General features: G+C 51.7%; 14 protein-coding genes. 11 read left to right on the forward strand and 3 right to left on the reverse strand.

The window, feature by feature from the left end; all coding sequences use genetic code 11:
- Positions 1 to 179: 179 nt before the first annotated feature.
- On the reverse strand, positions 180 to 1,838 hold the full coding sequence (gene leuA, locus ACEQ15_RS18300; protein ID WP_370280701.1) for a 2-isopropylmalate synthase: 1,659 nt from the start codon (positions 1,836 to 1,838) through the stop codon (positions 180 to 182).
- Positions 1,839 to 2,215: 377 nt separating this feature from the next.
- Here leuA and ACEQ15_RS18305 point away from each other — a divergent pair, with 377 nt between their 5' ends.
- The 5 genes from ACEQ15_RS18305 (at position 2,216) to ACEQ15_RS18325 (ending at position 7,461) form a co-directional block, all read left to right on the forward strand.
- The gene (locus ACEQ15_RS18305) at positions 2,216 to 2,704 is read left to right on the forward strand and encodes an Lrp/AsnC family transcriptional regulator (RefSeq protein ID WP_370280702.1); all 489 of its coding nucleotides are present in this window, start codon (positions 2,216 to 2,218) and stop codon (positions 2,702 to 2,704) included.
- A gap of 242 nt (positions 2,705 to 2,946) precedes the next feature.
- On the forward strand, positions 2,947 to 4,497 hold the full coding sequence (locus tag ACEQ15_RS18310; protein ID WP_370280703.1) for an ATP-binding protein: 1,551 nt from the start codon (positions 2,947 to 2,949) through the stop codon (positions 4,495 to 4,497).
- Positions 4,498 to 4,545: 48 nt separating this feature from the next.
- A complete protein-coding gene (locus tag ACEQ15_RS18315; protein ID WP_370280704.1) occupies positions 4,546 to 5,229 on the forward strand; it encodes a response regulator in 684 nt (227 codons plus the stop codon).
- 337 nt (positions 5,230 to 5,566) lie between these two features.
- The gene (locus ACEQ15_RS18320) at positions 5,567 to 6,301 is read left to right on the forward strand and encodes a hypothetical protein (RefSeq protein ID WP_370280705.1); all 735 of its coding nucleotides are present in this window, start codon (positions 5,567 to 5,569) and stop codon (positions 6,299 to 6,301) included.
- 212 nt (positions 6,302 to 6,513) lie between these two features.
- Complete coding sequence (locus ACEQ15_RS18325) at positions 6,514 to 7,461, forward strand: diguanylate cyclase domain-containing protein (protein ID WP_370280706.1); 948 nt, start codon at positions 6,514 to 6,516, stop codon at positions 7,459 to 7,461.
- Here the strand turns inward: ACEQ15_RS18325 and ACEQ15_RS18330 are convergent.
- Complete coding sequence (locus tag ACEQ15_RS18330) at positions 7,454 to 7,927, reverse strand: FKBP-type peptidyl-prolyl cis-trans isomerase (protein ID WP_370280707.1); 474 nt, start codon at positions 7,925 to 7,927, stop codon at positions 7,454 to 7,456. The two genes, ACEQ15_RS18325 and ACEQ15_RS18330, sit on opposite strands and share 8 nt — an antisense overlap.
- A 204-nt stretch (positions 7,928 to 8,131) precedes the next feature.
- Between ACEQ15_RS18330 and ACEQ15_RS18335 the strand changes: the two genes are divergently transcribed.
- Genes ACEQ15_RS18335 through ACEQ15_RS18355 form a run of 5 tightly spaced genes read left to right on the forward strand, consistent with a single transcriptional unit; the run spans position 8,132 to position 10,994 of the window.
- The gene (locus tag ACEQ15_RS18335; protein WP_370280708.1) at positions 8,132 to 8,404 is read left to right on the forward strand and encodes a DUF2282 domain-containing protein; all 273 of its coding nucleotides are present in this window, start codon (positions 8,132 to 8,134) and stop codon (positions 8,402 to 8,404) included.
- 11 nt (positions 8,405 to 8,415) lie between these two features.
- A complete protein-coding gene (locus ACEQ15_RS18340; protein ID WP_370280709.1) occupies positions 8,416 to 9,261 on the forward strand; it encodes a DUF692 domain-containing protein in 846 nt (281 codons plus the stop codon).
- Positions 9,258 to 9,860, forward strand: a complete 603-nt coding sequence (locus ACEQ15_RS18345; RefSeq protein ID WP_370280710.1) for a putative DNA-binding domain-containing protein — start codon at positions 9,258 to 9,260, stop codon at positions 9,858 to 9,860. Before ACEQ15_RS18340 ends, ACEQ15_RS18345 begins: the two co-directional genes overlap by 4 nt.
- Positions 9,857 to 10,354 (forward strand): RNA polymerase sigma factor, encoded by a 498-nt coding sequence (locus tag ACEQ15_RS18350; protein ID WP_370280711.1) that lies wholly within the window; start codon positions 9,857 to 9,859, stop codon positions 10,352 to 10,354. Before ACEQ15_RS18345 ends, ACEQ15_RS18350 begins: the two co-directional genes overlap by 4 nt.
- A 4-nt stretch (positions 10,355 to 10,358) precedes the next feature.
- Positions 10,359 to 10,994, forward strand: coding sequence for a hypothetical protein (locus ACEQ15_RS18355; RefSeq protein ID WP_370280712.1), 636 nt, complete (start codon positions 10,359 to 10,361; stop codon positions 10,992 to 10,994).
- 45 nt (positions 10,995 to 11,039) lie between these two features.
- On the opposite strand, the gene ACEQ15_RS18360 is transcribed toward ACEQ15_RS18355, so the two are convergent.
- Entirely contained in the window at positions 11,040 to 11,660 is a 621-nt protein-coding gene (locus tag ACEQ15_RS18360; RefSeq protein ID WP_370280713.1) for a TetR/AcrR family transcriptional regulator, read from the reverse strand.
- 117 nt (positions 11,661 to 11,777) lie between these two features.
- On the opposite strand from ACEQ15_RS18360, the gene ACEQ15_RS18365 reads away from it, so the two are divergent.
- Positions 11,778 to 12,236, forward strand: coding sequence for a hypothetical protein (locus ACEQ15_RS18365; RefSeq protein ID WP_370280714.1), 459 nt, complete (start codon positions 11,778 to 11,780; stop codon positions 12,234 to 12,236).
- Positions 12,237 to 12,309 lie beyond the last annotated feature (73 nt).

Consider the following 12,309-nt stretch of genomic DNA (forward strand, 5'->3'; position numbering starts at 1 on the left):
GTTGTCTGAACTGAGAGCGGGGGTTGCCAGCCTGTTTATGAAATCCCGTCCTCGCCCCTCAAGGCCGAGGACGGTAAAGATGTCAAAGACTCGTTATCCGGTGGATCGCAATGCTGCTCCCCTTAAGTGAACAGCATTACGGCAATTGCCGGGCTTTTTAGTGGGAGAATATTTGAAGCTTAGGCGGCCTGAGTCGCTGCCTGTTCGCTGCGGCTGAAGGCGGTCAGTATGGCCTGCAGGGTCGCTGCGGTGGTATCTGCTGCAACCGCAACGGCGAAGTGCTGTTCGCCGTTCAGATTAACGCCCACACAAGCACGTGCTTTGGCGTCAGTACCTTTGGATACCGCAAACTCGTCGAAGTGGGTCACTTCAATCTCGCAACCGAATTTCGCGGTCAGTGCTTCACACAGCGCGCCTACTGCACCGGTGCAGGTGCCCTGCAGGGTGTGGTCAGCTACACGGATCTCGGCTTGGGTCTGTGCACCTTCGGTGTGCAGGTCGTAACCGTCCAGAATCCACTGTGCGTTAACGTTTTCAAAGTTCTCGTCGTACAGCGCTTTGATCTCTTCCGGGGAGATCTCACGACCGCTCTGTTCGGTGGCCTTCTGAATCACTTTACTCAGCGCAGCGTGCATCCATTTCGGAAGTTCGATACCGTAGTCTCGCTCCAGTACCAATGCCACGCCGCCTTTACCGCTCTGGCTGTTGATACGTACAACCGCGTCGTACTCACGGCCGATATCCAGTGGATCGATCGGCAGGTAAGCCACTTCCCAGTGCGGCAGGTTTTTCGCTTCGTGGTATGCCATCGATTTACGGATCGCATCCTGGTGGCTGCCGGAGAATGCGGTGTATACCAGCTCGCCCGCCCAAGGGTGACGTGCCGGTACTGGCAGTTCGTTGCAGTACTCGACGGTTTCGATAATTTCGTTGATGTCGGAGAAGTCCAGCTTTGGATCGATACCCTGGGAGTAGAGATTCATACCCATGGTGATAGCGTCCATGTTGCCGGTGCGCTCACCGTTACCCATCAAGGTGCCTTCGACACGGTCCGCGCCGGCCATTACGCCCAGTTCAGCCGCTGCTACTGCACAACCACGGTCGTTGTGGGTATGCAAGCTGATGCGTACGTGCTCACGCTTTTTCAACTTACGGCAGAAGTACTCGATCTGATCGGCAAACACGTTAGGCGTGGACATCTCAACGGTGGATGGCAGGTTGATCACAACCTTCTGGCCGTTTTCTGGTTCCCACACGTCGATCACGGCGTCACAGACGTCGACTGCGTAGTCCATCTCGGTACCGGTGAAGCTCTCTGGCGAATACTGGAATGTCCAGTCGGTGTCCGGGTGTTCTGCCGCGTACTGCTTCAGCCACTTAGCGCCCTGTACAGCGATGCCGGTGATACCGTCGCGCTCCATACCAAATACCTGTTCACGCTGAACGGTCGAGGTGGAGTTGTATACATGCACAATCGCTTTCTTCACACCACGCAGGGATTCGAAGGTGCGCTTGATCAATTCTTCACGTGCCTGTACCAGCACCTGAATGCAAACGTCGTCTGGGATCATCTCCTCGTCGATCAGTTTGCGCATGAATTCGTAATCCGGCAAAGAGGCGGAAGGGAAACCCACTTCGATCTCTTTAAAGCCGACTTTGACCAGCAACTGGAACAGCTTGGTTTTCTTCTCAACCGACATCGGGTTGATCAGAGCCTGGTTGCCATCGCGTAGATCAACGCTGCACCAGTCGGGAGCTTTAGTGATCTGCTTGTCCGGCCAGGTGCGATCGGTCAAAGCAAGCGCTGGAAATGGACTGTATTTACGATGGTCAAACATGACGGTGTTCCTGAGTCTTAATTTGCTGGTTTATTTATAATGTTCTGGCTACTCAACTGCAAAAGCCCCGCGATCATAGCTGAAACGGGGCTTTAGTCATCCGGCACTTTTGGCGCTTGGGTGTTCGGTTCGATAAACCGGGAAAGTGTCAGGCCGCAACAGCTTTTGACTGCTAAGCCACCGATGGGAGGTAACACCACCGGGGAACTGCTCTCCTGTGTCTGAGTTGCCGTGAGGCTCATCAGTCAACGAGGAATAGTGTAGGGAAAATGCTCCGCAATTAATCCTCTTAATTCAACGAATTATCACTATTTGCGCAATTATATGTAAGGGTTTAGTATTTTTCTGTAAATAAAATTGCGTAAAGCGGATTTGTTATGAAGATAAATGTCGAGCTGGACCGGTTTGATATCAAAATATTGCACGAATTGCAGCGAGATGGCGGTCTTTCCAACCAGGATCTGGCTGAGCGGGTTGGGCTGACGGCAGCGCCGTGCTCACGTCGGGTAAAACAGCTGGAAGAGAACGGTGTGATCGCCGAGCGAGTAGTGCGGTTGAATGAGCGCGCGGTGAACCTGAACCTAATCGCCATCCTGCATATCAGCATGGACAAACACATTCCGGAACGTTTCGAAGAGTTTGAACGTGAGATCAGCAGTCTGCCGGAGGTGATGGAGTGTTTGCTGATCACCGGTCACGAGGCAGATTACCAGCTGAAGATTGCGGTACCGGATATGGATAGCTACCACAACGTGTTGCTGGGGACGATCACGCGGATTAAAGGGGTAACCGGAGTGAAGTCCTCCTTTGTGATGCGCAAGATCGTAGATAGCTGCGCGGTACCGCTGAAGTACATTCAGCGTTAAAGCGTATCCTGCAGGTCTGAGCTAAGACTTCTCATTACACCGGACTCGCGAGTACATAAGTCAGATCGTGACACCTTCGGTAGTTGTTCGCCGGCGATGATTTGCCTCGGTGCTTTATGCAAAGTTTTCAGGCTAGAGCGCAAATGTGAGGTAAATGTGAGTTCTGCCTGTTTTTCTGTCTTGGCCGCGGATGGCGGGGTATATTGGCGCCATCGTAATAGTGGAAAGGGTGTTTCCGAACAATGAAGCAGGGCGCACTGCTACGGCAGTTTGTTATTTGGATTTTGCTGGCGAACGTGCTCAGCATCGGATTTATGGCGGTGGTCGGCAAACAGGCGTTGGATCGCAGTGCGCGGGACACCGTCGGGCGCTCGCAGGAAGATCGATTGAGCGGCCTTGCCCGGGTCTTGGCACGCCACTATGCCTATCATGGTGATTGGCTACCGGTGATTGAGAACAAGCAGCTGTGGTGGACGCTGGCAGCGCCGATGGCGATGATGCCCAATCCGGACGGCAGTGCCCCCGATCTTGCCGATATGCGTACAAATCATACCTACCTGCATCCGATGCTGACATCCGAAAGCTATGGCGGACGTGCCTCACTGCTTTCTAAAGATCTGCATGTTCAACCGATGCCAGGGGCAAATGCGGGCCCACGAGATCTGGCGCCACCTCCGCGTCGCATGCCGTCATTGAATGAGCTTGCTGGTTCGTTGCTGCTTTACGATACAAACGGCACCTTGTTACGCGGAGATCCCAAGCACGAACGCATTACCTCGGTTGAGGTGCCCATTATCGTGCGGGGTGAAGTCGTAGGTGTATTGAAACGCCCCCGTCCGCTGCACGAGATTCAGAAAATCAAATTCAGCGTTTGGAGTACGGCCACCGAAACGCTGGTGTGGGGATTGCTGATTGCGCTCTCCATTTCACTGCTTTCCGCATACGCGGTCAGTAAGAACCTGACGCGACCGTTGGTCCGCATCTCGGCAACCCTGCGCAACCTGGCTTCCGGACAGTTCGACGCGCGTATGCCCGCGACTAACAATGTGGCCTACCAGCCGATCTGTGATGACGTGAACTTTCTTGGCCGTGCGCTGGAGGAGAGTAAAGAGACACGTCAGCGCTGGATCAGTGATATATCCCACGAGCTGCGTACGCCGGTCAGTATCCTGAATGCGGAAATCGAGTCAGCGGAAGCAGGGATTCAGGGCTCATCTGAAGATATGCTGAAGTCGATGCGCGAAGAGGTTGTTCAGCTCAACCAGTTAATCAATGATCTGAAGATGTTGAGTCATTCTGACCTGGGCGGCCTCAACTTTGAGCGAAGTGAAGTAAAGGTTGATCAGTTTTTGGAGCAGTTTGCCGATAAGATCCGGAACGCTGCCAACAAACAAAATTTAGACTTCGAGCTGAGCCAGGCTGCACTGCCTGCTGACGTGAGGTTGTTTGCAGATGAAAACCGTTTGCGTCAGGTATTTGATAATCTGCTGCAGAACAGCCTGCGGTATACCGACAACGGTGGCATGATTCGCTTGACGGCTACCGCTACGGACAACCAGGTGCGGATCGTGTGGGAAGATTCTGACCCGTCGGTACCCGATGAATCACTGCCCATGCTATTTGAGCGTTTGTATCGGGTGGAAAGCTCACGCAGCCGTGCGACCGGTGGTTCAGGCCTGGGCCTGTCGATCTGCAAGAGCATTATCGATGCGGAGGAAGGTGAAATTACAGCCCGTCACTCCGAACTGGGTGGCCTGGCCATTGTGATTACACTGCCACTGGAGCAGGGGTAAATGCCCCAGGCAGGCCGATCAGTGCGAAGTTAATTATGGAACAATCCTATGACGGAACATTCGCCAACAATCTTGATTGCAGAGGATGAGCAGAAACTGGCTCGCCTGTTGAGCAACTACCTGCAAGCACAGGGGTATCAATGCCACCATGTAGATCGGGGAGATATGGTAGAGCCTTGGCTGGCGGACAACCATGCCGATCTGTTGTTGCTGGACATTATGATGCCCGGCAAAGATGGAGTTGAGGTCTGTCGTGGTCTGCGCGAACACTCGGATATCCCGATCATCATTTTGACCGCGCGGGTGCAGCAGGTGGATGAACTGCTTGGACTGGACCTAGGTGCGGATGACTACATCTGCAAACCGTTTCAGATGGTAAACGTGGAGGCACGTATTCGTGCCACGTTGCGTCGCGTGAAACGCTTTCAGACGCAGGAACAGCCCAGGGAGTTGATTGAACTACTCAGTGACTCAATCAAACTACGGGTCAACGGGCACGATATCCAGCTCACCGCATCGGAATACCGCTTGCTGGAAGTGCTGCATAACCATAAAGGCCAGATCTTCAGTCGAGGGCAGTTACTGGATCGTATCCACGATGACCATCGCGTGGTGACCGATCGCACTATTGATACGCTGGTTAAATCGATTCGTAAAAAGATCAGTGCCGTTTATGACGATCGAGTGCTGATTCATTCCGTATATGCCATGGGCTACAAGTTGGAGATCTAGTGCGTATGCTACTGGAATCTCTATACACGCTCCGCTGATCAGGCTTAAAAACGTTGCTTTTCGTAGCTTTTTCCTATGATTTTTTGTGGTTCAGAGGGATTAATCGGATCGGTTATAGATACATTCATCGTCCTTCAGGTACATTAGCGCCAGATTCTGAAAGAAACCCTCGGGAAACGCCTAGTCTGTATTTGGATCGGTCGAATCCCTGGCACACTGTTTGACGGAAAGTATGTTGTTTATGCGATCTGCACTCGGCCTGTTAGGCCTTATCTCTGTGGTATCTTCCCCTGTTTTTGCGTACGAGCGTGATCAGAGTTGCGCCACGAATATTTACATGGTTGAAAAGCGCGAACATAAAACTGCCCGCTGGGAGCGCTTTAACGAGATTCCTGGCAGTGTGCCACCGGTGATGGCGCAGATCTTCGAAGAGATTGGTACGGTGCCGATCGACGCATCCGATAAGTGGATAGCCGGTTTCTTTACTGCAGCACCTGAAATTGAGCAGGTAGATGAGAAGCGAACCCGCTTTACCTGGCATCAAGAAGCGGGCCGCAACGAAGTACATCTGGTTGTGACCAAGCAGCAGGGCTGTATCAAGCAGATTATCCTCTCTTATCCTAATCGCAGCGGGAAGGGCACTCACAGCATCGAAAGTCTGATACAGGAAAACGTCGTCCCGGAGAGCCGCTTGATCTCAATGCCGAAGGATGAGAACCGCCGCTGTGAAATGAAAGTGATCGAAACGCAGAGCTACAACTACAGTGTGAACCGCAAAGGGCGCTATGTACGGGAGGAGGATCTGCCACCTTTCGTAGCTGTTACCCTGCGTGATTTTCTGGGCAGTGGTTTGCACAGCTCCGAACGTACCCTGTATGACCTGGGAAAACCCAAACGGGTGAGGGGGAACCTAGTGTGGGATGTTAAAGATGGCCACGGTAAGCCCTACACCATCGAGGTGGATACGGATTCGGGCTGTGATAAAACCATGACCATCCGCTGGCGCAGCAAACTTGGCGCGCGTCTTCAGGTTGAGCGTGACAACACCTTCGCAATCCTTCCGGAATCCTGATTTCTTTATATCCCTATCCGTCCCTTCTTTCAGAGCCCAGGCCATCCAGGTTTGGGCTTTCTTTATGATATCGGGCAACCGAGCCACGAATAGTCCATCTTTAAGCTGGTTATTTCCGGTTTTTCTAATATGTTTATCTTTAGCGCCTCGCAACTCGTACTCAATAAGTGTGTTGCTACTCCGGATTGAATGCGCAGCGTTAAAGGACTGAGATGGAACGATCGGAAACGTTTTTAAGCCTTGTATTGGATGAACTGGCGGTCAGCGTAGCAGTTGTCTCTCCGCTAGGAGATATACTCTACGTAAACCGTTCGTGGGTTGAGTTTGGCCGCTGCAACGGCGAGCCCGAAACCACAGACTGGCTTGAGGTCAATTACCTTACGGTATGCAAAGCGTCGGCCACAGCCGGTGATCAGTTTGGCATGGATGCCCTGAAAGGCATCCAATCGGTTATTGAGGGCGGTAGCGAACAGTTTTCCTATGAATACCCCTGCCACAGTCCGGATCAGCAGCGCTGGTTTCTGATGTTGGCTACGCCCATTGAATACCGGGGACAGCGGTGTTGTGTAATCGTGCATCAAAACATTACTGAGCGACATCTGGCCGAAGAGCGGGTATTACAGCTTTCATGCACAGACGGGTTAACAAAGATCAGCAACCGTCGATATTTCGAAGAGTTTTTTCAGACCGAGTGGAAGCGTTGTATGCGCCTGGGGACTCCTATCTCGCTAATCCTGTTCGATGTCGATCACTTCAAGCTGATTAACGATCAATACGGACACCCCGAAGGTGACAACGTATTAAGGCAGGTTGCCCGCTGCGCTGACCGCTTAGCGCGTCGCCCAGGGGACATTTGTGCACGTTACGGTGGGGAAGAGTTTGTAGTTGCTTTGAGTGGAGTAGGTCTGGATGCTGCCAGGGCTGTATCCCGGCAGTTGCTGCAGTCGATTGAGGAGTTGGGCATCCCTAATGTACGCTCCCCGATAACGCCATCCCTGACCATCAGTTGTGGTGTGGCCAGCGCCTTTCCAGAACGGGGAAGCTCGCCAGAGAAGCTGATTAAGCTGGTCGATAAGGCGTTGTATTCCGCCAAGAAAAACGGGCGTAACCAGATCTGCACGCCCGCATCATTAATATCTACCTTCGATGATGTTATTTGAAGTCCAGCAGCTCCACATCGAAGATCAGGGTAGAGCCCGGTGTGATGACGCCCGCTGAACCGTTGCCATAGGCCAGTTCACTGGGAATAAAGAAGCGGGTCTTTTCACCGACCACCATCAACTGAACACCTTCAGTCCAGCCTTTGATCACCTGATTCAAGCCAAACTCGATCGGTTCGCCGCGCTCAACGGAGCTGTCAAATACCGTACCGTCAATCAGCGTACCGTGATAGTGCACTTTCACTTTGGAAGTTGCTGTCGGGTGTTCGGTGCCACTGCCTTCCTGCAGCACTTTGTATTGCAGACCGGATGCCGTGGTCATCACGCCTTCTTCGTTTTTGTTTTGTGCGAGAAATGCTTCGCCAGCCGTTTTATTTTGTGCCGCGGCCTGTTTGTTCTTCTGGCTGTTTCGGAACAGGAAAAACACGATAAGGATCAGCAGGATTGGAAAGATAAGTTCTAGCATTTCAGGGCCTTAGAAGCTGCGTGAGTAAGGCTTAATGATGCGTTGCGCAGAAAACGTATGCAACTTTTTGTCTGAGGGCTCCGATGAAGAAATCGATATATTGAGAAAAAATCGGAATTATTCGCAATCAAATACACGCTTGGTTCGTCTTCTTTATTGAGTGGCCACTCAATTTAATAAAAACGTTTAAGGAGAGACCCAACAATGAACAGCAAAACGATCATTACTGCGGCTGTTATCAGCCTGAGCGCCGTTGCCACTTCTGCTTATGCAGTACCTGATGCACCAAAAAACTGGGAAAAATGTGCAGGCATTGCTAAAGCTGGCATGAACGACTGTGGCGCACTGGACGGTTCCCACGGGTGTGCAGGGCAGGCTAAGTCCGACAACCTGGCTGCTGAATGGGTATACGTCCCTGAAGGTACCTGTGAAAAGATTACAGGTGGTGTTGTTGCCAAAGTTAAGCCTGCTAAATAAGGCAAGGCATCATGACCGCTATCGGTTGCAAGGGCGTAGGTCTGGGCCTGCGCTCCCCCCATCTACGCGAGGTGATCAGGGATACACCGGATGTACCCTGGTTTGAGGTGCATATCTGTAACTACATGGGGGGAGGATTAAGTCGCGCTTTACTGGCGCAGATTAGCGAGCGCTACCCACTCAGTTTTCACGGCGTAAATCTGAACCTTGCCGGGGTAGAACCGTTGGATGAAGGGTATCTGAAACGGTTAAAAGCGGCGGTTGACGAGTTTAACCCTGCGCTTGTATCGGAGCACGCGTGCTTTAACACCCACCAGGGACAGTTCTTTCATGATCTGATGCCTGTGCCGTTTACCGACGAGGCTGTGTTTCATCTGGCTGGTCGAGTCGCTCAGGTGCAGGAGCTGTTAGGCCGTCCGATCCTGATCGAAAACCTGTCGCGTTATTTCACCTACGATCAGAGTGAGATGAGCGAAGGCCGGTTTATGGCTGCAGTGTGTGAAGAAGCGGACTGTGGCTTGTTGCTGGATCTGAACAACGCATACGTGAATCAGGTCAATCTGGGTGAAGACCTGAATCAGTTTATTGCGGAGCTGCCACTGGAGCGGGTGGGGGAAATCCACCTGGCCGGATTCACAGAACAGAACGGGATGCTGATCGATACCCATGGCGCGCCGATATGTGATGCGGTTTGGAAGGCATACAAGGATTTTTGTGAACTGCGTGCCGATGTTCCTTGTCTGATCGAATGGGACAACAACCTGCCGTCACTTCAGACATTGATGCAGCAGCGGGATGTTGCTCAGGGGATTTTCGATGAGGCGTCTGGGAAACTGACAGGAGTGGTGTCAGCGTGAAATCAGAGCAAAAAAGAGCCTCGTTAGGCCAGGACAGTGCCTATAACTGCGCGCTGACCGCCTTCGCTGATGCCGTTTTGGAAGGACGGGACGATGTTGCGCCGTACACCAATAATTATCTGGGTGTGCATCGCATGGCGCTTGGAAACATCTATCTTTGCGTGAAAGAGGTACTGGGTGATGGCCCGTTTGCAGCATTAGCCGGCGTTTACGTAAAGCACTTTCCCGCAAGCCAATGGGATGTGAACCGCTATGGTGAGCGTTTTTCCGAGCTTTTGGCAGCTCAGGTAAATGGGGTAAAAGCGGACGCATTCGACTGGCCCGCAATAGCCGCCCTGGCCGCGATCGAATACGCGATCACAGAGCAATATTATGCCGACAACGACCTAAAGCATGGAGGTGAACCAACCGTGATCGAAGCGGAAGCAACCGTCCAGTTACATCAGGGTTGGATACACCGGTTGGCGGCTTTGCATCCTTATGCGGATATTGCCGCGAGGCTGTCGTTTGAGTCGTCTGTAGCTGTTTGGCGGGAAGATCTGCGAATTAAGGTGATGCCTGTTGATCTGATCCTCGATACAGGAGATGGACCTTCATGAGCGAGCAGGTGTTGAACGAAGCACAGCTACAGCAGCTTTATCAGTATGCAATGGTACTGAGTCAGCACCGTGATGACGCTTACGACCTCCTGCAATCGGCGATTGAGTCCTACCTGGTAACGGTAAAGCGCGGCAGTCCAACCATTGATTGCCCGGAAGCGTACGTGCGTACATTGATTCGTAACCGTTATATCGACCATTATCGGTACCGCCGGCGCTGGTCAAGTGAGTCATTTGAGGAGCTGGCCCTATATGATATTTCTCCAGTCGATCTGGAGAAGGTGGTGATTGATAATAGCGAGCTGGAGCACCTCTGGGCGAAGCTGAGTGTTGAAGATCGCGATATCCTTTATCACTGGGCGGTGCTTGGCTACAGCACCGATGAGGCGTGTGCACTCATGGATATGCCGCGTGGCACTTTCCTGTCGCGCATCCATCGGTTGCGAAAACGCTGCCTGGCAATCAGTAAACCGCTATCCGGAGCGCAGGAGTAGAAGTATGAAAAAGGATAATCCTGACCATAATCCGCTGCCCCTGAAAGACGCGATTCGAGATCAGGCTTCATCGGAAAATCTAGTGCCTGAGCAATTAAACGATCTGATGGCGATGCAACGCGCGGTATTGGATGACAAGCCGCAGCCAGTGAGACAATTCCCGTATTGGTTAACAGCCGCTGCCGCCTGTTTAGTGCTGGTGGTGAGCTTTTTTGTCTGGAATACATCCAACGAGCAATATGCACGTGAAATTGCGTTAGAGGTGGTTGAAAACCACCTGAAGCTTAAACCGATGGATGTAAGAACTCAGTCGATGACCGAGATTCAGAGCTTCTTTACGCAGCTTGATTTCTCACCTGCACAATCCAGTCTGCTGGAAAATCAGTTTGACCTGCCCGAGCAGCTGATGATCGGCGGACGTTACTGCTCGGTGAAAGGTGTAACTGCCGCACAGCTCCGTTATCGCGGTACGGATGACCAGTTAAGAACCTTCTACGAAGTAGGCTACGACGAAGATAAATTTGGTCGCATGCCCGATATCGACAAGGGTGAAACACCGCAAGAGATCATCGTCAAAGGTCTGAAGGTAACCATGTGGGTAGAGAAGGGCTTACTGATGGCCCTGGTAAAAGATATGTGATGAAAGAAGTAGTGCTTGTATAAACTTCATAGAGCCGGTGCTGAGTTAATTAGTACCGGCTTTTTCATAATGGCTGAGAAACATCTCGACTGTATCACGGATGATGAATTCAGCGGCCTGAGCATCAGGGAAGGGGTGATTCATTAATAGCTGTGGCCAAAACGCAGATGCTTTAATGAGCCCGAAAAACTGGTTTGCTGCATAGGCTGGCTCAACAGGTTTCATGCGCCCATCCGCAATCGCTTTTTCAATCCACTTATCCAGTCCCTGATCTGATTGCTCAAATCGCTGACGGGCTTCGTCGGCGAGTTTCGGATCATGCACACATTCAACCATCAAGATCCTGGCGAGATCTAGAAAGCGTTGTGACTGAAGCAGTTCCATCTTGTGTTGGCCAAAGCGCATCAACTGCTCTTTAAGCGACATCTCTTTATCGTAAGCGTAGATATCTCCGGCGCACGCGACTTCAAACATCTGCTGAACCAGCTCCTGGAACAGCAGTTCCTTACTGGCAAAGTGGTTGTATACGGTACGTTTGGAGACTTCCGCGCGTGCGGCCAGTGCATCCATGCTCGTGGCCTGAAAGCCTTTTTCGCGAAACTCCTGGATTGCCGCATCGATAATCGCGGCGCGTTTGCGTTCTCTAAGTGTCAGGTTCTTATTCACGGTTCGGTGGGTAATTCATAAGTTTTGTAAAGTATACACTGCGCAGTTTACTTTTATAATGTTAAAATTACACTGCACGGTGTAGTTTACTGTTGAGAAGGTGCTGGGCAGGAATAGATGAAAATATTGGGCATGTTGTTTTTGGGAGGTTTGCTGAGCGTGGCGCTGTACGCCTGCGCGTCTCAACCGAAAGAGGTTACCTTCAACCAGTCGGCAAATTTTGGTGATGGTGAGTTTCAAAATGAAAAGCAATTTAAGATGTCGGAGGCGGGCACAATGGTGAAAATTCTATGGCGATACCTGACCGAAAAACGGGTTGATGCTAAACCGGTCGATCCTATTCCGGTGCAATCAATCGCTTCCGAACAGCTGGTGGCAGAGAACCAAACCGGTGTAGCGATCTATCGTTTGGGGCATTCCAGTCTACTTTTGGCGGCAGAAGGTGAATTCTGGTTGATCGATCCAGTCTTTTCGGAGCGGGCATCACCGGTTAACTGGGCTGGCCCTAAGCGTTTCCATAAAACACCGCTGACACTAGCCCATATTTTTCATGAAGGTATATACGAAAACGGCTGAAAGCCCTATGGTTATTGGTGTCTATACAATTCCCACAAGCCATCAGCCGTTTACAAAATGGTACCACATACTT

The organism is Pontibacterium sp. (assembly GCF_964228735.1).
Classification (GTDB): Bacteria; Pseudomonadota; Gammaproteobacteria; order Pseudomonadales; family Balneatricaceae; genus Pontibacterium.

What these genes read in the sequence shown, in the direction of transcription:
- ACEQ15_RS18340 (WP_370280709.1), top strand. Translation starts at nt 8,416, where the DNA reads ATGACCGCTATCGGTTGCAAGGGCGTAGGTCTGGGCCTGCGCTCCCCC.
- ACEQ15_RS18315 (WP_370280704.1), top strand. Translation starts at nt 4,546, where the DNA reads ATGACGGAACATTCGCCAACAATCTTGATTGCAGAGGATGAGCAGAAA.
- ACEQ15_RS18335 (WP_370280708.1), top strand. Translation starts at nt 8,132, where the DNA reads ATGAACAGCAAAACGATCATTACTGCGGCTGTTATCAGCCTGAGCGCC.
- ACEQ15_RS18310 (WP_370280703.1), top strand. Translation starts at nt 2,947, where the DNA reads ATGAAGCAGGGCGCACTGCTACGGCAGTTTGTTATTTGGATTTTGCTG.
- ACEQ15_RS18330 (WP_370280707.1), bottom strand. Translation starts at nt 7,927, where the DNA reads ATGCTAGAACTTATCTTTCCAATCCTGCTGATCCTTATCGTGTTTTTC.
- ACEQ15_RS18365 (WP_370280714.1), top strand. Translation starts at nt 11,778, where the DNA reads ATGAAAATATTGGGCATGTTGTTTTTGGGAGGTTTGCTGAGCGTGGCG.
- ACEQ15_RS18325 (WP_370280706.1), top strand. Translation starts at nt 6,514, where the DNA reads ATGGAACGATCGGAAACGTTTTTAAGCCTTGTATTGGATGAACTGGCG.
- ACEQ15_RS18320 (WP_370280705.1), top strand. Translation starts at nt 5,567, where the DNA reads ATGGTTGAAAAGCGCGAACATAAAACTGCCCGCTGGGAGCGCTTTAAC.
- ACEQ15_RS18350 (WP_370280711.1), top strand. Translation starts at nt 9,857, where the DNA reads ATGAGCGAGCAGGTGTTGAACGAAGCACAGCTACAGCAGCTTTATCAG.
- ACEQ15_RS18355 (WP_370280712.1), top strand. Translation starts at nt 10,359, where the DNA reads ATGAAAAAGGATAATCCTGACCATAATCCGCTGCCCCTGAAAGACGCG.
- ACEQ15_RS18305 (WP_370280702.1), top strand. Translation starts at nt 2,216, where the DNA reads ATGAAGATAAATGTCGAGCTGGACCGGTTTGATATCAAAATATTGCAC.
- leuA (WP_370280701.1), bottom strand. Translation starts at nt 1,838, where the DNA reads ATGTTTGACCATCGTAAATACAGTCCATTTCCAGCGCTTGCTTTGACC.